Genomic DNA, 23,617 nt, shown 5'->3' with positions numbered 1-23,617 from the left:
TAATTTCCTTTACTTTATAGTGTGTTTTTAATGAAATTCAGAGAACCTTGTACGTTGAGCGACTTACAAAGTTCATCGAAATCTTCTTGTAATTGCATTAGGTTGCAATCGGCACTGACCGATGCGGTGATCGCAATATGAAATTGGTCAGCATCAAGCTGTAGTTTGGATTTGCTAATGGTTTGTGCGCTGAGCGAATCTAAGCCAATTTGTTGGTCTGCGAAGAACTGAGTAAATTTCTCTGTCAGTCCTGGACGATCTTCAGATTCAATAAAGACTTCCATCGTGTAACTGTTGTCGAGCAGCTCGTGCGCAGACGTTCGCTTCATGATGGTGATTAGGTCATGTTCTTGCCCTAATAGTGGCAGCTGTGTTTCAACACGAGTGATGTGACTGGCATTTCCAGTCAGTAGCATGATCAGAGTAAATTCATTGCCAAAGATAGCGATGCGGCTATCAACGATGTTACAACCAGCTTGAGTCACGAGCTTAACCACTTGGTTACAAATGCCCGGACGATCCGTTCCAACTGCTGTAAGTACCAGATGTTGCTTCATAAATAAGCTTCTTGTCCTTTCTTCAATAGAGAGATGTTAGCACAGATATCGAAGAGAAATATCGAGTGAGTTCTTTTTTTAGTTCGCAGGATAATTGAGATTAAAAAAGGTGAAGTGCTAAGTAGTGAGTATGGGGTAGACTGGGACACAGAAGGCCATCGAGCAGGGAAAATGCCGAAAATAAGTACAATATGAGCAGTGAAAACTTTGCGAGCCGCTATCAGTGGTTTATTTGGCGCTAAACTAGCCTTTTTATTCACTAAAACCTGACTTGATAAATGTCGCTAAAGCGTATATTTCTGAGCGTAACAATAGGCCGCAAAAATTCTTTGGTGAAGTTACCCGTGGCCTGTCGCCTAGATAATTAAAGGGCACATATCCAAGTCATTCTCGCTAAAACAAGCCTTTTCAGGCTGCTAAGGCACAGAACCAGATAACCAAGACGATTATCAAAATTGCTGGGAATAAGACCAAATTGCGCAATTAAGTTGCTAGACCTCTAACAACTGATAATTATTCATTCATTTGTACTTTGTAAGCGAGTTTACGCTCTTGTGTTTTTCAATCGCATTACAGTACCATGCAGAAAGAGTTAAATGAGGGAGATAAACATGTTTTCAGGAAGTATCGTAGCGCTGATTACACCATTCAAAGCAGATGGTGAAGTAGATTTCGACGGTCTACAAAAGCTAGTGGAGTACCACATCGAAGCGGGTACAGACGGTATTGTGGCAGTAGGCACGACAGGTGAGTCAGCGACACTGACCATTGAAGAGCATGTAAAGGTCGTTAATAAAACTGTTGAGTTTGCCAACGGTCGCATCCCTGTGATTGCCGGCACGGGTGCAAATGCAACCCACGAAGCCGTGACATTTAGCAAATTACTCGCGGATTCTGGTATCGCAGGTTTCTTGAGTGTGACGCCTTATTACAACAAACCAACACAAGAAGGTTTGTTCCAGCATTACAAAGCGATCGCAGAAGCGAGTGACGTACCTCTAATTTTGTACAATGTACCGGGTCGTACTGCCGTAGATCTGCAACCTGAGACAGTGGCACGCTTGTCAAAGCTTGATAATATCGTTGCTCTAAAAGATGCGACGGGCGATTTGAGCCGAATTGCACTTCACCGTGAACTTTGTGGCGAAGATTTTATCTTACTAAGTGGTGATGATGCGACGGGCTTGGAATTCGTGAAACTGGGCGGCAATGGTGTTATCTCGGTAACGAACAATATTGCAGCGAAAGACATGGCAGACATGTTCCATTTGGCAAGTGAAGGTAAATTCGAAGAGGCAGAAATCATTAACCAACGTTTGATGACTCTGCATAAAAACCTATTCGTTGAATCAAGCCCGATCCCAGTAAAATGGGCAGCGCATAAGCTGGGTTTGATTGAAGAAGGTGGCTTACGTCTTCCTTTAACCGCACTTTCTGAAAAATCGCAGCCGATCGTGGAACAGGCGTTGACAGACGCAGGTATTTACTAGGATTGAAGTTCATACTGGGGGCGATTAAGCCCTCAGTGTTTTAGGAGTATAGATGAAGCTTTCAAGCCAGTTAGTGTTAAGTTCATTAGCTGTATTCGTATTGACTGCCTGTTCAGGTGGTGCCAACCAACGTCGTCAAGCAAAAGACGATTTCGAGTATTTGAACACACCAGCTCTAGATGCATGGAACGTTCCGCAAGGAGCTCAACCTCAGTTCTACCCAAACTATGACATCCCTCAGGGCAATTATGCGGGTGGCTTAGGGAAGTCGGTTGATATCCGTCCACCTCAGCAAGTACTTGAGTTGATTCCTGGTGCGCGCCTAGATCGCAGTAGTAACGGTGAAGTGACACTTTGGCTATTGCGCAAAGATGAGCTAGATAAAGTTTGGCAAACTGTGCAAGGCATGGTTGAAGCAAGAAAAATTCCAGTCGAAAGCCAAACCGATTCTCGAATCGAGACAGGTTGGGTAACGTGGAACTCTCCTGACGAAGAGCTAGAAATTGGTAGCCGATACGAGATCTCTCGTGCAGAAGCAAATGGTCGACACGGTTTCAAAGTGAGCTTAATTGACTGGCGTGAAGGCGATCAAGTTAAGGAAGTGACTGCGACTAACCGCGAGCGTTACAACGTGTTCATGACTAACTTAGTAACGGCTCGTTACGATCAAGAAGTTCGTGAAGAAGCGCAGCGTAAAGCTCAAGAGTTGGTGAAACAGATTCCTGTCACGATGGGCAAAGACCGCAGTGGTCTGCCAGTTATCATCGCTCGTGCGCAATACAATGTATTGTGGCAGCGTTTACCGAACATTCTGCCCAAGATGGGCTTCACGATTGAAGAGCGCAGCCAGTCACAAGGTACGGTAACAGCGAAGTATGCATCTCCAGATGATGAATTCTGGAATGAAATTGGCGTGAAACCAGTCGACCTAAAAGCAGGTAAATACACTTTCTTGCTAGGGGACTTGGGCAACCGCACTTCTATCAACATTACCGATTCATCAGGCAAACCTGTTGAAGAAGAGTTCTTGAAATCGTTGGTGCCAGTTCTTGGTGCGGTGGTGAAAGAGTAAGTTAGATAGTTGAAGTAAAAAGGGACCATTCGGTCCCCTTTTTTGATCGTTTTTCGTTGCTCGGAGCATAGTTGAAATCACAGCATTCAGATGCTTAACTCAATTAGCAAGAGCGACTAAAAAGCCGCTTATTTTTGTTCGTGCTTGTTACTTTCACTGTTGCCATAACGTTCTTTATCTAGCTCGTTTAGACGATCCAAATCGTTCTTGCGACCTTTATCCATCTGGTTGAACTTCATTTTGGCGGTGTACTTCAGAGCGGCAATGTTCCCGATGACCACACTCAAGACCACAATGATGATCACCCAAGGGTTGGTAAGAAATTCGATCATAACGCCTCCGGCGGTGGGGTGATATTGCGAATATAGGTAGATAAGATGCTATCTAAATTATTCAGTATCGATTCTAACCCTGCAATGTTGTGCTGTTGATTTTGTCGAACCAGCTCATCTTTTAGCATTTCGGCGTTCAGTTGAGCAGCACATTGTTGACTGATGGCTTTGTGGCTAATGTGCCAAGGTTCAATGGCGACGCCACCTAAATCTTGCAGATAAGGGAAGAAAAAGCCGAACTCATCAATGTGATCTTTTAGCCAACAATAAAACGCCAGCTGATGACCTTCTAGATATTCCCAAGGTTCCAATTGCAACTTGGTGTCTGGTGGAAGTAAATTGCGAGCATACACATCGAAATCACATCCCCAATGATGGCGACTTCCTCCTGGCAATGCCGACCAGCGAAGAATGGCCTTTAGTTTTTCTTCGTCACTTAACGCAGCCTTATTTAAAGGCTGCGAGTTAGAATCTAAAATCGGCAACTCACCTTCGAACTTCCCATTCCAAATTGCTCGCTGGCGAGAAAAGTCTCGAAAGCCACTGGCAATTTCCATTTTAAATCCCGCTTTTTTCGCTGCTTCGATCATATTGAGCAGATCGTTCGCGACATCGGGATGCATTAAAAAAGCCTTCTGACCAACCATGGTTGATTGAAGGTGAGAATCGGTTGTTCCGGTGAGTTGCGCAGGAGTCATGGTATGCTCATCAATGGGTTAACTACGTGCGATTACTTCGCGAGTAGGTGTTTTAAGGTGTTTTCGTACATGTCAGTCAACTTCTCAAGATCGTCCACTTTTACGCACTCGTTCACTTTGTGAATCGTGGCATTGACAGGCCCAAGCTCAACGACTTGACCGCCCATGCGAGCAATGAAACGTCCGTCTGACGTACCACCCGTTGTGAGCAGCGCAGGTTTGGTGTTGTTCACTTCCGCTACGGCAGCGACCACGGCATCAAGTAGGGCACCCGTGTCTGTTAAGAACGGGTCGCCGTTGAATGTCCAATGTAGATCGTAGTTGAGATCATGCTTATCCAGTGTTTCTGTTACGCGCTGGACGATAGTGTCATTGTTCAGTTCGGTGCTAAAACGTAGGTTGAATTGAACGTTGAACTCGCCAGGAATCACGTTAGATGCCCCTGTGCCCGCAGATACATTGGGAATTTGGAAGCTTGTTGGCGGGAAGTAATCATTGCCTTTATCCCACTCTGTTGTTGCCAGTTCGTGGATGGCAAGTAGCGATGCGTGAACAGGGTTATTAGCGAGGTGAGGGTAGGCAACATGGCCTTGTGTGCCTTTTACGGTTAGGTCACCGGTAATCGAACCTCGGCGGCCATTTTTTACAACATCACCCACAATTTCTGTACTAGAAGGCTCGCCAACGATGCACATGTCGATGTTCTCACCACGTTCCATCAGTGCTTCTACGACGCGAACGGTACCGTTAATGAAAGGACCTTCCTCATCAGAAGTGATCAAAAAGCCAATCGAGCCTTTGTGATCTGGGTGCTCGGCAATAAAGCGTTCAACGGCCACTACCATCGCCGCCAAAGAGCCTTTCATATCGGCCGCACCACGACCATGAAGGTAGCCATCGATGATGGTTGGCTCGAACGGTGGTGTATCCCATTGTTCTAGCTTGCCTGCGGGTACGACATCTGTGTGACCTGCGAAAGCAAACAATGGCGCTTCGTTACCGCGACGCGCCCAAAAGTTGGTGGTGTCTTCAAACACCATGACTTCAATTTCAAAACCGAGCGCTTTTAAACGTTCGATCATTAGGTCCTGACAACCTGCATCTTCAGGTGTTACGGACTGGCGGCTGATCAGGTCTTTTGCAAGTGCCAGTACTGGACTGTCTGTCATCCTTGAGTCTTCCTTACATTTATGAATTAAAAATCGTAGCGTATTGGTCTGCTTTGAAACCGATATGGAGTTGGCCGTCTACGTTCAGAATTGGGCGCTTAATCATCGCTGGGTTGTCAACCAACAGCGCAATAGCATTTTCTTCGGTAAGCGTGTCTTTTTGTTCTTGAGTCAGTTGGCGGAACGTGGTGCCACGTTTGTTGAGAACTTGTTCCCAGCCTAGCGCCTGACAAAATTCAGTCACCATTTGAGCATCAATACCTTGTTTGCGGTAGTCGTGAAAATCAAACGCAATGTTTTCAGCTTCCAACCATTTCTTTGCTTTTTTGATGGTGTCGCAGTTTGGAATGCCGAACATGGTAATTGTCATAATGTTTCCCTTTTTTATTCTGTTTTTACTCTCTAGAGCGCAACGCGCTTTGGGGAGGTATTTCTTGGCTGATTCAGCATCCTATCAAGAAGCAATCAAACTGACAAAACGCTGTGGAGAATAATTTTCATATAGAAGTGGATAACTGGTCTCACATGCCAAAACAGAACTTAATTTGGCATAAAGCGGATAAAAAAACGCCTAAATCAAGTGGAAAAGTCGAGTTATTGATCAAACGCAACATCTTACTTGGCAAAAACGAAATAATGATTCAGCACAATTTTAGGAGGTGTCAATGGAATTGAGTCCTGTTTTTGCAAGGCGGCTATATTTGGCCTTGTTGGTGGAAAACCTAGAAAGGCCGAATGTGCCAAAGTTGATCGAAAAAACGGGGTGGCCTCGTCGTACAATTCAAGATGTACTAAAGGCATTACCGGGGATCGGCATTGAACTCATATTCGTTCAAGATGGCCGACGTCATAATGACGGCTATTACCAACTTTCGGATTGGGGACCTTTTGATAGCCAATGGGTTTTAGATCGGGAGAGAGATATCGCTAGCAGTCTTGGATTTCGTGCATAAGCCAGCAATCGCTGGCTTTTTTCATTTCTAGGCGTCACTCATTGCAGAGGTAAGCAGAACCCAGCACGCTAAATGAGGTGATGAAATCTTGCGGAGAAACCATGAACACTGTGTCCGCGCCAATAGCCGCAGTATTGTTTTTTAAATCGTTCATCGCCCCTTGCATCATCGCGTCATTGGTCATGAAAATGTAGTTATACCAATGGCCCTCACTTCCAGTGACTTCACCTTTGTATTCGCATCGCTCAGGGTTGAACTGACCGTCAATGCGAATATGAACATCTTGGCTTTGAGCATGAGTCACGTGAGAAGGCATCGTACAACCAGAGAGAAGTACGACAAAAAATCCAAGTAATACCTGTTTCATCCGTTATTTACCCAACATAATGTAAGCCGCAAAGCCAATCCAACTTAACGCAAGTAGCGCCCAAGGCAGCTTACTTGAGGAGTGGTTTGGCGAATCATCCGTGATGTTATCTGACTCGATAATATCTTCTTCATGCTGGCGCAGTTTTTCACGCTGCTGTTTTTTCTTTGCTTTATCTGCTTGACGATTTCGCTCTTTTTGCTGTTTTTTGTATTGAACGATGCCTTTTTCGATACCTTGAGCAATCAGTTTGGTTTGTTCTTTCGTTTGACCCGGTTTCTGTGTCGCTTTTGCGATCTTCATGGCTTCGGTTTGAGTTTCTAGAGAAGGAACTGGGGTTGCAGGGGTTCTTTTTTTCATGTTTCTCATCGACGTCACTGTAAATCTGCGTTTAGTTTACCTGCGTAAGATGATGAAATGAACTTTAGTTCTCATCTTTGCTTGCTTGCAACTCTGAATCGATCGGTTAAAGTGGCGTTTTTATGAAACTAAGAAGACGATATTGTGCGCTACTCATTTGACCAATATGACGCTCATGGATTTTTGAAAGCGCCTATTCTTGTTTGGCTAGGATGGATGTTTCTGGCTCGCTCTTGGGTGGTTTTTGCAATGGCGGGTGTCAGCCGAGAAAGCGGCAGCAAGCTTTTGTCCATTGTCTATCCTGATTCCAGCACGTTGTATTTAGGTTTGTCGATTGGTATTCCAAGCCTGTTATTGATGTGGCTGATGGGATTGCGTCACCCAGATCGTGGTTGGGTAAATCAAATAACGCGATATGGCCGTGAGATGACTTTGATCTTGTGCGGTATTCAACTCGCTCAGACCATGTATCATGTGTACCTAGAACATGGTGTATTCAATTGGGCAAATGCTCTAACCATCACCTTATTAACTTGGTTTATGATCTATCTTTTCAACGGAAGATGGGTAAAAGACTGTTTTAACGTGCCACAGCTTGAGCACGATGCGAAACAGCCTTCAAAAAATTAAAAACAATAATTTCCCGCAATGGGGCAAAGTATAGAGGATACCTCAATGTCACAAGCTCAAACGGCGATCGTGCCAGAAGCAGGGCCATTTGCACTGTACACTCAACTAAAAGTGAACCAAAACCGTGAAAACGTATTGGCGAAACTGAAAGCGCTTCCTGAGCTGGTTAAAGACTTAAACAACAGTCAACCGGGCGCTAATCTGACGATTTCCATCGCATTCACCAAATCATTCTGGCAGCACCTAAATATTGACGCACCAGAAGAGCTGATTGATTTCCCGCAACTTGGTGAAGGCGACATTATTGCGCCAACAACAGATGTTGATGTGCTTATACACTGCCACTCTACTCGCCACGATTTGCACTTTTACGTATTGCGCAAATTCCTAACCGATATTGCAGAAGATGTGACGGTCGTGGATGAAACGTACGGCTACCGCTACCTAGATGCACGTGACATGACGGACTTTATCGACGGCACAGAAAACCCGAAAGGGGACGCTCGCGCTGACGTAGCATTGGTAAAAGATGGCCCATATGCTGGTGGTAGCTATGTTATGGTTCAACGTTTTGAGCACAACTTGCCAGCTTGGAATCGCCTAAATATCAAAGCTCAAGAGAAAGTTATTGGTCGCACCAAACCAGATTCAGTCGAGCTAGAAGACGTACCGGCAGCATCTCACGTTGGTCGAGTTGATATTAAAGAAGAAGGTAAAGGTTTGAAGATTGTTCGTCATAGCTTGCCATACGGCACAGTGACTGGCGCGCACGGTCTGCTGTTCATCTCTTACTGCAATACCCTTCACAATATCAAAGTGATGCTAGAGAGCATGTACGGCGTAACCGACGGTAAAACAGACCAACTGCTTCGCTTCACTAAAGCGGTAACAGGTGCGTACTTCTTCGCTCCTTCACAAGAAATGCTAGCAGAACTGGCCATTAAGTAATGAATAGTTAAAAGTTTCCAAAGCCCTCCATTCGGAGGGTTTTTTGTTTTCTATTCTCTCATTCCAATCTCTTTTCAAAAAACACTAAATCTTTCTGTTTCTTGGTCGATAAGTATCCAAAGCCCTAATTTATTTGGAGTCTGTGTCTCTTGGCTATCACCGTTAATACCAATGTTGCAGCACTTGTCGCACAACGTCATTTGACCAGTGCAACGGATATGCTGAATCAATCCATGGAGCGTTTGTCTTCAGGGAAGCGTATTAACAGCGCAAAAGATGACGCGGCAGGCCTGCAAATCTCCAATCGTCTGCAATCACAAATGCGTGGTTTGGATGTGGCGGTTCGTAACGCTAATGATGGCATCTCTATCATGCAAACCGCAGAAGGCGCGATGAATGAGGTGACGAACATCATGCAACGTATGCGTGATTTGTCGCTTCAGTCGGCTAATGGCTCAAACAGCCAAGCCGAGCGTACGGCGTTGCAAGAAGAAGTCACCGCGTTAAACGATGAGTTGAACCGTATTGCGGAAACCACATCTTTTGGTGGACGCAAACTGTTGAATGGCACATTCGGCAAATCGTCTTTTCAAATCGGTGCTGCTTCTGGTGAAGCCGTACAGATTGAGTTGAAATCGATGCGCACTGACGGGATGGACATGGGGGGCTTTAGTTATGTCGCTCAAGGGCGTGCTGATTCTGATTGGCAGGTAAAAGAGAACGCCAATGATCTGACGATGTCTTTCACCAACCGTTCTGGCGAGACGGAAAAAATCCAAATCAATGCCAAAGCCGGTGATGATATTGAAGAACTCGCGACCTACATTAATGGTCAAACCGACAAAGTGACGGCTTCTGTTAATGAAAAAGGCCAGTTACAGATCTTTATGGCAGGAGAAGAAACCGCCGGAACGATTTCATTCTCAGGAGATCTTGCGAGTGAGCTTGGGATGTCGTTGAAAGGTTATGATGCGGTCAATAACCTGAACATCACAACCGTTGGTGGGGCGCAGCAAGCTGTCGCTGTACTAGACACGGCGATGAAATTTGTCGATAGCCAACGTGCCGAGTTAGGTGCATATCAAAATCGCTTCAATCATGCGATCAATAATCTAGATAACATCCACGAAAATTTAGCGGCATCGAACAGTCGTATTCAAGATACTGATTACGCAAAAGAAACCACGCAAATGGTGAAGCAGCAGATCTTGCAACAAGTCAGTACCACTATTTTAGCCCAAGCTAAACAGGCGCCAAACCTCGCTCTTACCTTGCTTGGTTAGGTGATTTGGATTCTTAATTTCAACGCAAAATCAGGTTGTATCGACAGCTCGAAAAGAAGCTTTAGCGAAAAATTGAAGTTTTTTTGCTTTTTTATCTGCTTCATCACGATTCCCTTTCCAAACGAACTTTTTTCAAAAAAATCCAAAAAATTCCCTAAAGAAATCAGGTTGAGCGCCGTTAATAAAAGTAACTTTGAGAGAACTACTTGGTTTTCCGAGACGTCGGAAACCGCTACATCGGAAAATCAATTGGAGAAATCACCATGGCAGTGAATGTAAACACTAACGTATCAGCGATGACCGCTCAGCGTTACCTAAACAACGCAAACTCAGCACAACAAACCTCAATGGAGCGTTTGTCTTCAGGTTTCAAAATCAACAGCGCAAAAGATGACGCTGCGGGTCTACAAATCTCGAACCGTTTGAACGTACAAAGCCGTGGCCTGGATGTGGCTGTTCGCAACGCGAACGACGGTATCTCTATTGCACAAACTGCTGAAGGTGCAATGAACGAGACCACCAACATCCTACAACGTATGCGTGACCTGTCTCTACAATCAGCAAACGGCTCAAACTCGAAAGCAGAGCGCGTTGCGATTCAAGAAGAAGTGACAGCACTAAACGACGAACTAAACCGTATCGCAGAAACCACATCTTTTGGTGGTAACAAGCTACTAAACGGCACACATGGTGCGAAATCGTTCCAAATCGGTGCTGATAACGGTGAAGCAGTAATGCTTGAGCTTAAAGACATGCGCTCAGACAACAAAATGATGGGCGGTGTGAGCTACCAAGCTGAAAGCGGTAAAGGCAAAGATTGGAACGTTGCACAAGGTAAAAACGACCTAAAAATCAGCCTAACTGACAGCTTTGGTCAAGAGCAGGAAATCAACATCAACGCGAAAGCGGGCGATGACATCGAAGAGCTAGCAACGTACATCAACGGTCAAACGGACCTAGTGAAAGCGTCAGTAGACCAAGATGGCAAACTGCAAATCTTTGCTGGTAACAACAAAGTAGAAGGCGAAGTGTCATTCTCTGGCGGTCTGTCTGGTGAACTAGGCCTAGGCGACGACAAGAAAAACGTTACGGTTGATACTATCGACGTAACTTCAGTTGGCGGCGCACAAGAATCAGTAGCAATCATTGATGCGGCACTGAAATACGTAGACAGCCACCGTGCAGAGCTGGGTGCATTCCAGAACCGTTTCAACCATGCAATCAGCAACTTGGACAACATTAACGAGAACGTGAACGCGTCGAAGAGCCGTATCAAAGATACCGACTTCGCGAAAGAAACGACGGCAATGACCAAGTCACAAATTCTATCGCAAGCGTCAAGCTCAATCCTTGCGCAAGCGAAACAAGCGCCAAACTCAGCGCTAAGTCTTCTAGGTTAATTTTAAACCTAAGACGAGAACCTCATTGGCTCGTGGTGAGAGATGAGCGAGTAAACCCAGCTTCGGCTGGGTTTTTTTCTGCCTTTAAAAGAGCGAAGGTATTCATCAAAGGCAATATTAGAGCTCCATCACACTTCAGTAAGCCAAAGAAAATAATCGCAAAAAATTGAAAATTTCTCCTAAAGGATATGCATACGTCGCCGTTAAAGGGACTGAGAGAAATGAGATGTACCTAAGTGAGGTGAGAGACACGACGGTACATTCACTAAGCCTTAAGGAGATCAATTATGGCGATTAACGTTAATACTAACGTTTCTGCGATGACCGCACAGCGTTACCTAAACCACGCGGCTGAAGGTCAACAAAAATCAATGGAGCGTTTGTCTTCGGGTTATAAAATCAATAGCGCGAAAGATGATGCTGCAGGTCTACAGATTTCAAACCGTTTGAACGCTCAAAGCCGTGGCCTAGACATGGCGGTGAAAAACGCGAACGACGGTATCTCCATTGCACAGGTTGCTGAAGGTGCAATGAATGAATCTACCAACATCCTACAACGTATGCGTGACCTATCGCTTCAATCTGCGAACGGTTCTAACTCAAAAGCAGAACGTGTAGCGATCCAAGAAGAAGTAACAGCGCTAAACGACGAACTAAACCGTATCGCTGAAACAACCTCTTTCGGTGGTAACAAACTGCTTAACGGTACGTACGGTACTCAATCTTTCCAAATCGGTGCGGACTCTGGCGAAGCTGTAATGCTTTCTATGGGCAGCCTACGTTCTGATACTTCAGCAATGGGTGGTAAGAGCTACTCAGCAGAAGAAGGTAAAGATGCATCTTGGACAGTTGGTGATAAAACTGAGCTTAAAATGAGCTACACCAACAAACAAGGTGAAGAGAAAGAACTTACCATCAAGGCTAAGCAAGGCGACGACATCGAGCAGCTAGCAACTTACATCAACGGTCAAAGCGAAGATGTAAAAGCGTCTGTTGGTGAAGACGGCAAGCTACAAGTATTTGCTTCTACTCAGAAAGTAAATGGTGAAGTTGAGTTCTCTGGCAACCTAGCTGGCGAGATCGGTTTTGGTGATGCGAAAGACGTAACGGTTAAAGACATCGACGTAACAACGGTTGCAGGCTCTCAAGAAGCTGTAGCAGTTATCGACGGTGCACTTAAATCAGTAGACAGCCAACGTGCGTCACTAGGTGCTTTCCAGAACCGTTTCAACCACGCAATCAGCAACCTAGACAACATTAACGAAAACGTTAATGCATCTAACAGCCGTATTAAAGATACTGATTACGCGAAAGAAACAACAGCGATGACTAAGTCGCAAATTCTTCAGCAAGCAAGTACTTCAATCCTGGCTCAAGCGAAGCAGTCACCATCTGCAGCGCTAAGCTTGTTGGGCTAACAAGGTCGACCCAGCCTAGTGCTTAGGTCACCAAAACGATAGATCCTATCGTTAGCTCATAAGGTGGAAGGGAGATTGTAATGGAAATATCCTCCTACGCATCGAACATCCAGCCTTACGGCACACCGAATGGCACAAATGTTGCAAATAAAAATGGCAACGGCATAGGTACGCCTAGCACAGCAAGTTCAACCGGTGACGTTTCGCCGCAAAAAGCGAAAGGCACCGAGCACGACTTCTCTGTTCAAGCGGCAATCGAGATGGCGGAAAGCCGTCAGGAGCTAAACAGAGAAGAACGTGAAAAAATGGTCGAACAAATGAATGAGTTTGTCTCGTCCATCAACAAAGGAGTAGCGTTTCGTGTGGATGAAGAATCCGGCAGAGACGTTGTGACGATTTACGAAACCAATACTGGTGATGTGATTCGTCAATTTCCTGATGAAGAACTGCTAGTGGTATTGCGTCGCCTAGCTGAGCACACAGCTAACAGCGGTTTGTTAGTTGAAAAAGTGTAAGTCGTTTTTGAGGTGATTTAATGAGTTTAGGCCCTGTTGGGATGTCTGGCGGCATGGATATTAATTCCATGGTCAGCAAAATTGTGGATGCGGAACGTGTGCCTAAGCAGCAACGCATCGACAACGATCGCACGACAATCAATGCCAGTATCAGTGCCTATGGGCGACTCAGAGAATCGTTGGATACGATGAAAAATCTCATGGCGAACTTTCGTCAGGAGAAAGCGTTTGCCGTCCGCACGGTTGAAACCACGGACGACAATATCGTATCGGCCACCGCAACCACTGACGCTATAGCCGGTAAGTATGCTATCGATGTGTTGCAGCTTGCACAGAGCCACAAAGTCGCTTCTGACGTATTGCCAGAAGACGCAAAATTTGGTCCTGGTAAGCTGCAGATTTCGCTTGGTGATGACCGTTTTAATATCGAGGTTCGTTCTCGATCTAAGCTCATCGATGTCGTACGCGGCATCAATGGCGCTAAAGACAACCCTGGCGTTCGTGCTTCCGTCATTAATGATGTCGAAGGACCGCGTCTCATCCTTGCCTCAAACCTCTCTGGTAAGGATCATCAAATCAAAGTCAGCGTGGAAGCCGAAAGAGGCAACCCTCTGAAATATTTCGAATACCAAACACTTGAAGACCGAGTTAACGCGCTTGAAGAAGCACGTGCTGCGGCAGAAGAAGTGTTAGGGCCACTACAAGCTCCGCAACAACCGGATCAACCAGAAATTCTGGATGAGAACGGCAACCCTCTACCTCCAGAAGCGCAAAAAGCGGCAGATAATGCACAAGATGATGCATCGCAAGAGCCGATCTCTGCTGCTGGTGCAGAGGCTGCTAAAGCCGGACAAGAAGCCATTGATAAGGCCAATCAACGTTCGAGCTTGCGACCTGAAGAGCGCATTCCCGGTTGGACAGAAACTGCGTCAGGCACCTTGCTGGATTCATACGAAGAGCCAGAACTGGAACTGGACGAAAAGGCGATAGAGAAAGCGCCGGATGTTCCAGGTTGGAACAATGCCGCCTCAGGCACATTGACGGATTCTTACGTTACGACCAAAGAAGCTAAGCAGCTCCTAGAACAAGAAAAAGCAGAAATCGAACAGAAAATTGCGGATGAAAAGCAAGAACTCGACGCAAAAGTCGAACGTGGTGAGCTTTCCGAAGAGCAAGCCAAGCAAATTCATCGTGCGAAACTCGATCCTCAAGAGCGTGAACGTCTAGAAAAAATCGACGAAGCAGAAGCCAAAATCGCAAAAGCGCAATCCTCATTCGAAGAATACCTTGGTATGACAGAGGTACAAGCAGGGCAAGATTCTGAAGTGCTGCTTGATGGCGTGGCAAAACTTTCAAGCCATAACAACGTAATTGAAGACGCCATTGAAGGCGTAGATTTGACACTTAAAGGCAAGTCAGAACCAAACAAGCCGCCTGCAGAAATCGGAGTCGAGTACGACCGTCAAAGTGTACGCAGCGACATCGAAAACTTTGTTTCGGCGTACAACTCGTTTTATCAAACTTCGCAAGCACTCTCGAGTGTGGACCCAACTACCGGCCAAAAAGGGCCGCTAGCTGGTGACAGCACGGTGCGAAGTGCCGATTCACGATTGAAAGCCGTCTTTTCAAGCCGAATCGATCAAGCACCAGAAAATCTGAAATCATTGACAGAATTTGGTATTACCACGACGCGTCAAGGCACGCTTGAAATCAACTATGACATGCTTGACCGTCAGTTGAACAATAACTTCAACGAGTTAGAAAAATTCTTTGGTGGTAACACTGGTTTTGCGAAGCGTATCGAAGATGCGATTCACGGCATCACCGGTATTACGGGCAGCATTCGTACGCGAGAGAAAAGTCTCACAGAACAAAACTACCGTTTGAATGATGACCAAGCGGCATTAGATCGCCGCATGGAAGGGCTGGAAAAGCGTACCCATGCGAAATTTACCGCGATGCAAGACGCGACAGGTAAGATGCAGGGTCAACTTGGGGCTCTTATGAGTGCGTTAGGTTAATAAATGCAAAATGAACTCATAGAAATTAGTGATATAGATCAACTAATTACGCAAGAGCTGGAAAAAGTTGACTTTAATACTGAAGAAATTCTTCGCTTGGTCGATATCAGGGAACGGTTATTGCAAAACCTGTTACCAATTATTCAACAAAATCCCTTGGTAAAGCAGGATGTAGAGTGGCAAGACTTGCTGACTCGTACCAAAAGAATTGTCGAGCTGATGCAATCAGAAACGTCAAAGGTCGGAAAAGAGCTTCACAAATTCCGTTATGGCCAACGTTCGCTTCAGCAGTACAAAAAATTTATTTAAAAGAGGATTACTATGCGCGGTTCTTTGCAAGCATACAAAAAAGTATCAGTCGACAGCCAGCTGAGCGCGGCTTCTCCGCACAAAGTCATTCAAATGCTTATGGCTGGTGCAATTGAGCGCCTTATTCAAGGCAAAGCAGCCATGCAAGCAGGCAATATCCCAGCAAAAGGCGAGCGTTTAGGTAAAGCACTCGACATTATTATTGCGCTACGCAGCTGTTTGTCGATGGAAGATGGTGGTGACATCGCTTCAAACTTAGATTCATTGTATGAGTTTATGATCACGCAGATTTCTGCGGCAAACCACCAGAATGATCCACAGCCGATCGACGACGTTATTGACATTATTCGTGAGATTAAATCCGCTTGGGATCAGATCCCAACAGAGTTCCACAACTTGACGGCAGCAGAAGTCGGCATTTAATAATCAAAACAATGCTTTAGGATCGACTTAAAACATTAAGACTGCATTAGCAACAAGTTGCGCATGAAAGTTACAATCGAGCTCACACCTCTATATTGCTTGGTTGCCTTATTTTCATATTCAAATAAAATAGAAGCCATTAGTAGCCCTAATGGCTTTTTTTGTTGCTGATTTTCCTATTTTGTCGATCGTAAATTGAGTGTGGTGTTTCCGCCTTCTTTAGCACCCAATTGCGCAAATCCAGGTTTGGCCGCAACGCACCTAAAATAAAGGCAATCATTCTTACTTATGCAAGGTTTGGCAAAGCTGCTTGTAATTGATGATGACGCATCAAGTCGTTTGAATTTAAGCAATATATTGGAATTTGTTGGAGAAAGTTGCGAAGCTGTCGGTTCTGAACAGCTAGGCGATGTTGATTGGTCTAGCGTATGGTCAGGCTGTATCGTTGGCAATATCTCAGCAGGTCGAGCGGCAACTGCCGTGATGGCTCGTCTCAACGATGCATACCATATCCCACTTCTTGTCTTGGGCAGCTTTCCTTTGCCTGTAGACGATCTCCCAAACTTTGTTGGCGAATTAGAGCAACCGCTAAATTACCCACAGCTTAGTGAAGCGTTACGTCACTGCAAAGATTTTCTTGGCCGTAAAGGGGTCAATGTTGTTGCTAGTGCGCGTAAAAACACGCTGTTTCGTAGCTTAGTAGGGCAGAGTCGCGGTATTCAAGAAGTTCGTCATCTTATTGAGCAAGTATCGGGTACAGAAGCCAATGTCTTGATCCTTGGTGAATCGGGTACGGGTAAAGAAGTGGTAGCACGTAACATTCACTACCATTCGTCATACCGCAATGGTGCGTTTGTGCCAATTAACTGTGGTGCAATCCCACCGGAGCTACTCGAAAGCGAATTGTTTGGCCACGAAAAAGGCGCGTTTACTGGTGCGTTAACGGCGCGTAAAGGTCGATTTGAATTAGCAGACGGTGGCACGATCTTCCTTGATGAGATTGGTGACATGCCAATGTCGATGCAAGTGAAGTTATTGCGTGTACTTCAAGAACGTTGTTTTGAGCGAGTTGGCGGAAACTCGACAATCAAAGTCAACGTGCGTGTGGTCGCTGCGACACACCGTAATTTGGAAAGCATGATCGAAGAAGGCACGTTCCGTGAAGATTTGTTCTATCGTTTGAACGTTTTCCCAATCGAAATGCCAGCGCTAAAAGAGCGTAAGCAAGATATCCCATTGTTATTGCAGGAGCTGATGACACGTCTGGAAGCAGAAGGCGGCCAGCCAATTTGTTTCACGCCGCGTGCGATCAACTCTTTGATGGAACACCACTGGCCGGGTAACGTGCGCGAGTTAGCTAACCTTGTTGAGCGCATGATCATTTTGTACCCAAACAGTCTGGTTGATGTGAACCATCTTCCGACGAAATATCGCTACAGTGATATTCCAGAGTTCCAACCTGAAGGTAATCCGTTCACTTCGATTGAAGAGCAAGAGCGCGATGTGTTCCAAGACATCTTCTCGGAAGACTTCAGCTTTGATGAGCAAAGCGATCTGGATCACAACATGAATGCGCCTCAGGCGTTGCCACCAGAAGGGGTGAACTTAAAAGAGCTATTAGCAGATTTGGAAGTCAATATGATCAGCCAAGCGTTAGAAGCGCAAGGTGGGGTCGTTGCAAGAGCTGCAGATATGCTGGGTATGCGCCGTACAACGTTGGTTGAGAAAATGCGCAAGTATAATTTGCAGCGTTAGATCGAGCTTCAGTTCAATCACAAAAGTTATCTTTTCTGACATTAAAATCAGACATTTCTCGGTGTCAACTTATTGTCGATAACATAACGTCATGATAAATATAAAAAATAGCTTGGTACGCTAATTGCTTACCAAGCTATTTTACTTTTTAGTGGCGATATTTCGACAGGCAGTGAATGGACAATAACACCAACCAATCCCATTTAGACTCAGTAGAAAACCAAGTTGAGCGCTATAAGCAGGTATTGGATGTGATGCCCGCTGGGGTTATTTTGCTCGACACGTATGGTGTTGTGCGAGAAGCCAACCCCGAGGCGCACCGAATTCTAGAAATCCCACTGGTTAACGAGAAATGGTTCAACATCATTCAAGCGGCTTTTGATCCGCGTGAAGATGATGGCCACGAAGTGTCACTGCGTAATGGTCGCAAAGTGCGTTTGGCGATTTCTGCCTCCGCGACAGGGCAGTTGATCCTCATCACCGACTTAACCGAAACCCGTTTACTGCAAGCTCGTGTGAGTGATCTACAACGTCTTTCTTCATTAGGGCGTATGGTTGCATCGCTAGCGCATCAAGTGAGAACGCCGCTGTCGAGCGCAATGTTGTACGCCTCTAATTTGGGCGCGCCTAATCTTCCGCCAGCGACGAGAGAGCGCTTCCAAAGTAAATTAATGGATCGACTGCACGATTTGGAGAAGCAGGTTAATGATATGCTGCTTTTTGCCAAAGGTGGTGATAATAAAGTCATTAAGCCATTTACGATTGCTCAATTGGTTGCTGAATACCAACCAATGGTCGAAACCGCTCTTAAAAACAACAACATTGATTACTTCCTCGAAGTAGAAGAAGAACAGACCGAATTGCTTGGCAACGCGAATGCTATCGCCTCTGCACTGAGCAACTTGGTGATGAACGCGATTCAAATGTCAGGCAAAGAGTCGCAAATCGACATCTTTTTCCGCCCGGTAAACGGTGAACTGCGCATTTCTGTGCAAGACAGCGGCCCGGGTGTACCACAAGAACTACAGGCCAAAATTATGGAGCCATTTTTTACCACGCGTTCTCAAGGAACCGGGTTAGGGCTGGCTGTCGTTCAAATGGTTTGCCGTGCCCATGACGGCCGATTGGAACTTATTTCAGAGCAGGGTGATGGAGCCTGCTTTACCATGTGCATTCCGCTGGAGCGAGTGCAATCAGAAGCGCAATAAGCGGCTTCTGGTAATAACAATTACTGGAGAATCAGAATGGCGCAAAGCAAAGTGCTGATCGTAGAAGACGACGAAGGTCTTCGTGAAGCCCTCGTGGATACTCTGGCTCTGGCAGGGTATGAATGGTTAGAAGCCGATAGTGCAGAAGACGCATTAGTAAAGCTGAAATCAAATGCGGTTGATATCGTGGTATCTGACGTGCAAATGGCAGGTATGGGTGGCTTAGCGCTGCTGCGTAACATCAAACAAAATTGGCCGAACTTACCAGTGTTGCTAATGACGGCTTACGCCAATATCGAAGATGCCGTTTCTGCAATGAAAGATGGCGCGATTGATTACATGGCGAAACCATTTGCACCAGAAGTGCTGCTTAATATGGTAAGCCGTTATGCTCCTATCAAAAGTGATGACAACGGTGATGCTGTCGTTGCTGATGAAAAGAGTCTTCGCTTACTTGCTTTGGCTGACAAAGTGGCTCGCACTGATGCGAACGTGATGATCTTAGGCCCAAGCGGTTCAGGTAAAGAAGTGATGTCGCGTTACATTCACAAAGCATCAAACCGTAAAGACGGCCCATTCGTTGCGATTAACTGTGCGGCGATTCCTGACAACATGCTGGAAGCGACGCTATTCGGTTACGAAAAAGGTGCATTCACTGGTGCTGTTCAGGCGTGTCCGGGTAAGTTCGAGCAAGCGCAAGGCGGCACAATCTTACTTGATGAAATCAGCGAGATGGACTTAAACCTGCAAGCGAAGTTATTGCGTGTTCTACAAGAGCGCGAAGTAGAGCGTCTTGGTAGCCGTAAGAGCATCAAGCTAGATGTTCGTGTGCTAGCGACCAGTAACCGTGATCTCAAACAGTATGTGTCGGAGGGTAATTTCCGTGAAGACTTGTACTACCGCCTGAATGTGTTCCCAATCGCATGGCCAGCGCTGAATGAGCGTAAAGGGGACATTGCGCCACTTGCGAAGCATCTTGCCGAGCGCCACTGTAGTAAAATGGGTATGCCTGTTCCTCAGTTCTCGCCAGTTGCAGTGGAAAAACTATTGCAGTACCCATGGCCAGGTAATGTTCGAGAGCTGGATAACGTTGTACAACGCGCGCTGATTTTGAGTGAGAACGGCGATATCGGTGCAGAGCACATCTTGTTAGAAGGCGTGGATTGGCAAGATGCCAACAGCTTGCAATACGTTGTGCAAAGTGCAGAAACATTGGTTCCTGATGTCAAGCCTGTTGCTCAAACTGAATCCTTCAACCGCGTTAACACTGGCGGCGAGGGGTTGGGTGGCGAGCTACGCGATCAAGAGTATGCGATCATTCTAGAAACCTTGGTGGAATGTAATGGCCGACGCAAAGAAATGGCAGAGAAATTGGGCATAAGTCCACGTACTCTGCGCTACAAACTTGCCAAAATGCGTGACGCGGGTATAGATATTCCGAGTTAGGTTTCACACGCGTAGCCATAAGACAAAAGTGTGAGTAAACTATACTGCTGGCGTCTTATGGCACATAAATTGCTGTGTCAATATTTAGTTTAAATAGATAGTCAAACTTTTGGCTCAGAGGTGATAATGAAAGTTGATGGTATTCAGGCCGAAATGCGCGCCATGATGGTTGAAGCGACCAACACCACTCCGACAGGAACGGGGGCGAAAGTGGGTGCAGATTTCAATGATCTCCTAACCAAAGCCATCAATAACGTAAACTCACTTCAAAAATCATCTGGCGATCTACAAACGCGTTTTGATCGTGGTGATGCCGATGTTTCCTTATCTGACGTCATGATTGCTCGTAACAAATCCAGTGTTGCTTTTGAAGCCACTGTTCAAATCCGCAATAAGCTCGTTGAGGCCTACAAAGACCTCATGAACATGCCAGTGTAATTTAGGTAATAAGTGTGGCAGACAAGTCTACAGATTTAACCGTCACTGATGGCGGCTCAGATGGCGCACTGGTTTCTAGCTCCGATATGGATGTGGAAAGCCAAAATCCAGATTTAGAAGAGCGCAGTGCATCGAAATTCGATATGGCCGTGGGCGACCTCGATTTGCTTCGACAGGTCGTGCTTGTGCTATCGATCTCTATCTGTGTTGCGTTAATCGTGATGTTGTTCTTCTGGGTAAAAGAACCAGAAATGCGCCCGCTTGGCGCTTACGACACTGAAGAACTGATCCCTGTTCTGGATTACCTTGACCAGCAAAAAATCAATTACAAACTCGATGGTAATACCGTTTCGGTGGAGTCGAGCGAGTACAACTCAATCAAATTAGGCATGGTGCGTTCGGGCGTCAATCAAGCGACCGAAGCGGGTGATGACATTCTGCTGCAAGACATGGGCTTTGGCGTTTCTCAGCGCCTAGAGCAGGAACGTCTTAAGCTCAGCCGTGAGCGTCAGCTAGCTCAAGCCATTGAAGAAATGAAGCAGGTTCGCAAAGCGCGAGTGTTGTTGGCGTTGCCGAAACACAGTGTGTTTGTGCGTCATAACCAAGAAGCTTCCGCCTCTGTATTTTTGACGTTATCGACAGGTGCCAACCTTAAGCAGCAAGAAGTGGACTCGATTGTCGATATGGTCGCGAGCGCCGTTCCAGGCATGAAGACATCGCGCATTACCGTCACGGATCAGCATGGCCGTTTGTTGAGCTCTGGTTCGCAAGACCCTGCGTCTGCCGCGCGTCGCAAAGAGCAAGAGTTAGAACGCAGCCAAGAACAAGCATTGCGTGAAAAAATCGACTCTGTTCTGTTGCCTATTCTTGGTTTTGGTAACTACACCGCGCAAGTGGATATCCAAATGGATTTCAGTGCGGTTGAGCAAACTCGTAAACGTTTCGACCCAAATACGCCATCGACCCGCAGTGAATACGCGCTAGAAGATTACAACAACGGCAACATGGTAGCAGGCATTCCGGGTGCGCTTAGTAATCAGCCTCCGGCGGATGCTTCTATTCCGCAAGACGTCGCGCAAATGAAAGACGGCTCGGTAATGGGGCAAGGCTCTGTACGTAAAGAATCGACCCGCAACTTCGAGCTAGACACCACGATTAGCCATGAGCGTAAGCAAACGGGCACCGTGGCGCGCCAAACTGTTTCAGTTGCCATCAAAGACCGTCGCCAAGTTAATCCAGATACAGGTGAAGTGACTTACACACCAATGTCGGAAGGTGAAATCAACGCGATTCGTCAAGTGTTGATTGGCACCGTCGGCTTTGATCAATCTCGTGGTGATTTACTTAACGTATTGAGCGTCAAGTTTGCCGAGCCAGAAACCGAGCAGCTTGTTGACCAACCAATTTGGGAACACCCGAACTTCAACGATTGGGTTCGTTGGTTCGCCAGCGCTTTAGTTATCATCGTGGTTGTGCTTGTACTGGTTCGCCCTGCAATGAAGAAACTGCTTAACCCAGCTGGTGATGACGACGATGAAATGTACGGCCCAGACGGCTTGCCAATTGGTGCCGATGGCGAAACCAGCCTAATTGGTAGCGACATTGAAAGCAGTGAGCTGTTTGAATTTGGTTCAAGTATCGATCTGCCTAACCTTCATAAAGATGAAGACGTACTGAAAGCGGTTCGTGCACTTGTAGCGAACGAACCAGAGCTAGCGGCTCAAGTTGTGAAAAACTGGATGAACGAAAATGGCTAACGATATCGTACCTCAAGATGAAAACGGCGCAGGCATGCCAGTTGAGTTTGATGCCTCCACCATTACTGGTGAAGAGAAAGCGGCCATTTTGTTATTAAGTCTGAATGAGCAAGATGCGGCTGGCATCATCCGTCATTTAGAACCGAAACAAGTACAGCGCGTTGGTAGTGCAATGGCGCGTGCAAAAGATTTAAGCCAAGAGAAAGTATCGGCGGTGCACCGTACGTTTTTGGAAGATATCCAGAAATACACCAACATTGGTATGGGCAGCGAAGACTTTATGCGTAATGCCTTGGTGGCCGCGCTGGGTGAAGACAAAGCGAACAACTTGGTTGATCAAATTCTGCTGGGTACCGGTTCGAAAGGTCTGGATTCATTGAAATGGATGGATCCACGCCAAGTGGCAAGCATTATCGTCAACGAACACCCGCAAATTCAAACCATCGTATTGTCGTACTTGGAAGCGGATCAGTCAGCGGAAATTCTTTCTCAGTTCCCAGAGCGTGTGCGTTTGGATCTGATGATGCGTATTGCCAACCTTGAAGAGGTTCAGCCATCAGCATTGGCAGAGCTAAACGAGATCATGGAGAAGCAGTTCGCGGGTCAAGCGGGTGCACAAGCAGCCAAGATTGGCGGCCTGAAGGCAGCAGCCGAGATCATGAACTACCTAGACAACAACGTCGAAGGTATCTTGATGGAACAAATCCGCGACCAAGACGAAGACATGGCGACGCAAATCCAAGACCTTATGTTCGTCTTCGAGAACTTGGTCGAAGTGGACGACCAAGGTATTCAGAAATTGCTGCGTGATGTACCGCAAGACGTTCTACAAAAAGCACTCAAAGGTGCCGATGATTCTCTACGTGAGAAAGTCTTCAAGAACATGTCTAAGCGTGCCGCTGAGATGATGCGTGACGACATCGAAGCGATGCCACCAGTGCGTGTGGCAGACGTAGAAGCGGCGCAGAAAGAAATCCTGGCGATTGCTCGTCGTATGGCCGACGCTGGCGAAATCATGCTTTCTGGCGGCGCAGACGAGTTCTTATAATCTCTATAGCCCTGCGACCT

General features: G+C 46.2%; 25 protein-coding genes. 18 read left to right on the top strand and 7 right to left on the bottom strand.

All coding sequences use genetic code 11. The features are described 5' to 3' along the window. Positions 1 to 14: 14 nt before the first annotated feature. Complete coding sequence (locus DYB02_RS13235; protein ID WP_005465166.1) at positions 15 to 557, bottom strand: glycine cleavage system transcriptional repressor; 543 nt, start codon at positions 555 to 557, stop codon at positions 15 to 17. 611 nt (positions 558 to 1,168) lie between these two features. Between DYB02_RS13235 and dapA the strand changes: the two genes are divergently transcribed. Both dapA and bamC read left to right on the top strand, forming a co-directional pair. Continuing rightward, a complete protein-coding gene (gene dapA, locus DYB02_RS13230; protein ID WP_005457716.1) occupies positions 1,169 to 2,047 on the top strand; it encodes a 4-hydroxy-tetrahydrodipicolinate synthase in 879 nt (292 codons plus the stop codon). Positions 2,048 to 2,099: 52 nt separating this feature from the next. After that, a complete protein-coding gene (gene bamC / locus DYB02_RS13225) occupies positions 2,100 to 3,119 on the top strand; it encodes an outer membrane protein assembly factor BamC (RefSeq protein ID WP_025818647.1) in 1,020 nt (339 codons plus the stop codon). Positions 3,120 to 3,247: 128 nt separating this feature from the next. Here bamC and DYB02_RS13220 read toward each other — a convergent pair whose 3' ends face one another. The 4 genes from DYB02_RS13220 to DYB02_RS13205 are packed head-to-tail and all read right to left on the bottom strand — an operon-like array spanning position 3,248 to position 5,688. After that, positions 3,248 to 3,451 carry a DUF2897 family protein gene (locus tag DYB02_RS13220; protein WP_029806168.1) on the bottom strand — a complete coding sequence of 68 codons (204 nt, stop codon included), beginning with the start codon at positions 3,449 to 3,451 and terminating at the stop codon, positions 3,248 to 3,250. Further along, positions 3,448 to 4,149 carry a M15 family metallopeptidase gene (locus tag DYB02_RS13215; RefSeq protein WP_029806169.1) on the bottom strand — a complete coding sequence of 234 codons (702 nt, stop codon included), beginning with the start codon at positions 4,147 to 4,149 and terminating at the stop codon, positions 3,448 to 3,450. The genes DYB02_RS13220 and DYB02_RS13215 overlap by 4 nt, the downstream gene beginning before the upstream one ends. A gap of 32 nt (positions 4,150 to 4,181) precedes the next feature. Continuing rightward, positions 4,182 to 5,318 carry a succinyl-diaminopimelate desuccinylase gene (gene dapE, locus DYB02_RS13210; RefSeq protein WP_005457682.1) on the bottom strand — a complete coding sequence of 379 codons (1,137 nt, stop codon included), beginning with the start codon at positions 5,316 to 5,318 and terminating at the stop codon, positions 4,182 to 4,184. 19 nt (positions 5,319 to 5,337) lie between these two features. Further along, the gene (locus DYB02_RS13205; RefSeq protein ID WP_029806172.1) at positions 5,338 to 5,688 is read right to left on the bottom strand and encodes an ArsC family reductase; all 351 of its coding nucleotides are present in this window, start codon (positions 5,686 to 5,688) and stop codon (positions 5,338 to 5,340) included. 295 nt (positions 5,689 to 5,983) lie between these two features. On the opposite strand from DYB02_RS13205, the gene DYB02_RS13195 reads away from it, so the two are divergent. Further along, positions 5,984 to 6,271: a winged helix-turn-helix domain-containing protein gene (locus DYB02_RS13195; protein ID WP_005494336.1), complete on the top strand. Its 288-nt coding sequence runs from the start codon at positions 5,984 to 5,986 to the stop codon at positions 6,269 to 6,271. Between the two features lie 34 nt (positions 6,272 to 6,305). On the opposite strand, the gene DYB02_RS13190 is transcribed toward DYB02_RS13195, so the two are convergent. Together DYB02_RS13190 and DYB02_RS13185 are read right to left on the bottom strand one after the other, a co-directional pair. Then, positions 6,306 to 6,638 (bottom strand): DUF4156 domain-containing protein, encoded by a 333-nt coding sequence (locus DYB02_RS13190; RefSeq protein WP_005494338.1) that lies wholly within the window; start codon positions 6,636 to 6,638, stop codon positions 6,306 to 6,308. Between the two features lie 3 nt (positions 6,639 to 6,641). Beyond that, positions 6,642 to 6,998 carry a DUF2956 domain-containing protein gene (locus DYB02_RS13185; RefSeq protein WP_029806174.1) on the bottom strand — a complete coding sequence of 119 codons (357 nt, stop codon included), beginning with the start codon at positions 6,996 to 6,998 and terminating at the stop codon, positions 6,642 to 6,644. Positions 6,999 to 7,142: 144 nt separating this feature from the next. On the opposite strand from DYB02_RS13185, the gene DYB02_RS13180 reads away from it, so the two are divergent. The 15 genes from DYB02_RS13180 (at position 7,143) to fliG (ending at position 23,597) form a co-directional block, all read left to right on the top strand. Next, a complete protein-coding gene (locus DYB02_RS13180) occupies positions 7,143 to 7,628 on the top strand; it encodes a DUF2919 domain-containing protein (RefSeq protein WP_025588143.1) in 486 nt (161 codons plus the stop codon). Between the two features lie 45 nt (positions 7,629 to 7,673). Next, the gene (locus tag DYB02_RS13175) at positions 7,674 to 8,576 is read left to right on the top strand and encodes a Dyp-type peroxidase (RefSeq protein WP_005457759.1); all 903 of its coding nucleotides are present in this window, start codon (positions 7,674 to 7,676) and stop codon (positions 8,574 to 8,576) included. A 149-nt stretch (positions 8,577 to 8,725) separates the two neighbouring features. Beyond that, positions 8,726 to 9,859 carry a flagellin gene (locus DYB02_RS13170; protein ID WP_029806176.1) on the top strand — a complete coding sequence of 378 codons (1,134 nt, stop codon included), beginning with the start codon at positions 8,726 to 8,728 and terminating at the stop codon, positions 9,857 to 9,859. 263 nt (positions 9,860 to 10,122) lie between these two features. After that, positions 10,123 to 11,259, top strand: a complete 1,137-nt coding sequence (locus DYB02_RS13160) for a flagellin (RefSeq protein WP_005481079.1) — start codon at positions 10,123 to 10,125, stop codon at positions 11,257 to 11,259. Positions 11,260 to 11,546: 287 nt separating this feature from the next. Beyond that, positions 11,547 to 12,677, top strand: a complete 1,131-nt coding sequence (locus DYB02_RS13155; RefSeq protein ID WP_005457770.1) for a flagellin — start codon at positions 11,547 to 11,549, stop codon at positions 12,675 to 12,677. Positions 12,678 to 12,757: 80 nt separating this feature from the next. After that, positions 12,758 to 13,192, top strand: coding sequence for a flagellar protein FlaG (gene flaG, locus DYB02_RS13150; protein WP_005457768.1), 435 nt, complete (start codon positions 12,758 to 12,760; stop codon positions 13,190 to 13,192). 20 nt (positions 13,193 to 13,212) lie between these two features. Then, positions 13,213 to 15,213, top strand: coding sequence for a flagellar filament capping protein FliD (gene fliD, locus DYB02_RS13145; protein WP_021822575.1), 2,001 nt, complete (start codon positions 13,213 to 13,215; stop codon positions 15,211 to 15,213). 3 nt (positions 15,214 to 15,216) lie between these two features. After that, on the top strand, positions 15,217 to 15,522 hold the full coding sequence (locus DYB02_RS13140) for a flagellar protein FliT (protein WP_015297114.1): 306 nt from the start codon (positions 15,217 to 15,219) through the stop codon (positions 15,520 to 15,522). A gap of 12 nt (positions 15,523 to 15,534) precedes the next feature. Then, positions 15,535 to 15,945 carry a flagellar export chaperone FliS gene (gene fliS / locus DYB02_RS13135; RefSeq protein WP_005433081.1) on the top strand — a complete coding sequence of 137 codons (411 nt, stop codon included), beginning with the start codon at positions 15,535 to 15,537 and terminating at the stop codon, positions 15,943 to 15,945. A 288-nt stretch (positions 15,946 to 16,233) separates the two neighbouring features. Then, positions 16,234 to 17,700 carry a sigma-54 dependent transcriptional regulator gene (locus DYB02_RS13130; RefSeq protein ID WP_005481102.1) on the top strand — a complete coding sequence of 489 codons (1,467 nt, stop codon included), beginning with the start codon at positions 16,234 to 16,236 and terminating at the stop codon, positions 17,698 to 17,700. 176 nt (positions 17,701 to 17,876) lie between these two features. Then, complete coding sequence (locus DYB02_RS13125; protein ID WP_005457625.1) at positions 17,877 to 18,908, top strand: sensor histidine kinase; 1,032 nt, start codon at positions 17,877 to 17,879, stop codon at positions 18,906 to 18,908. Between the two features lie 36 nt (positions 18,909 to 18,944). Beyond that, the gene (locus DYB02_RS13120; protein WP_029803906.1) at positions 18,945 to 20,354 is read left to right on the top strand and encodes a sigma-54-dependent transcriptional regulator; all 1,410 of its coding nucleotides are present in this window, start codon (positions 18,945 to 18,947) and stop codon (positions 20,352 to 20,354) included. Positions 20,355 to 20,480: 126 nt separating this feature from the next. After that, the gene (gene fliE / locus DYB02_RS13115; RefSeq protein WP_005457685.1) at positions 20,481 to 20,792 is read left to right on the top strand and encodes a flagellar hook-basal body complex protein FliE; all 312 of its coding nucleotides are present in this window, start codon (positions 20,481 to 20,483) and stop codon (positions 20,790 to 20,792) included. A 14-nt stretch (positions 20,793 to 20,806) separates the two neighbouring features. Next, a complete protein-coding gene (gene fliF, locus DYB02_RS13110; RefSeq protein WP_005457713.1) occupies positions 20,807 to 22,549 on the top strand; it encodes a flagellar basal-body MS-ring/collar protein FliF in 1,743 nt (580 codons plus the stop codon). Beyond that, complete coding sequence (gene fliG / locus DYB02_RS13105; protein WP_005457745.1) at positions 22,542 to 23,597, top strand: flagellar motor switch protein FliG; 1,056 nt, start codon at positions 22,542 to 22,544, stop codon at positions 23,595 to 23,597. The genes fliF and fliG overlap by 8 nt, the downstream gene beginning before the upstream one ends. Positions 23,598 to 23,617: the final 20 nt, after the last annotated feature.

The organism is Vibrio parahaemolyticus, from assembly GCF_900460535.1.
Lineage (GTDB): Bacteria > Pseudomonadota > Gammaproteobacteria > Enterobacterales > Vibrionaceae > Vibrio > Vibrio parahaemolyticus.
Note: the sequence above shows the minus strand (reverse complement) of the source record. Positions and strands in the feature narration are given on the sequence as shown.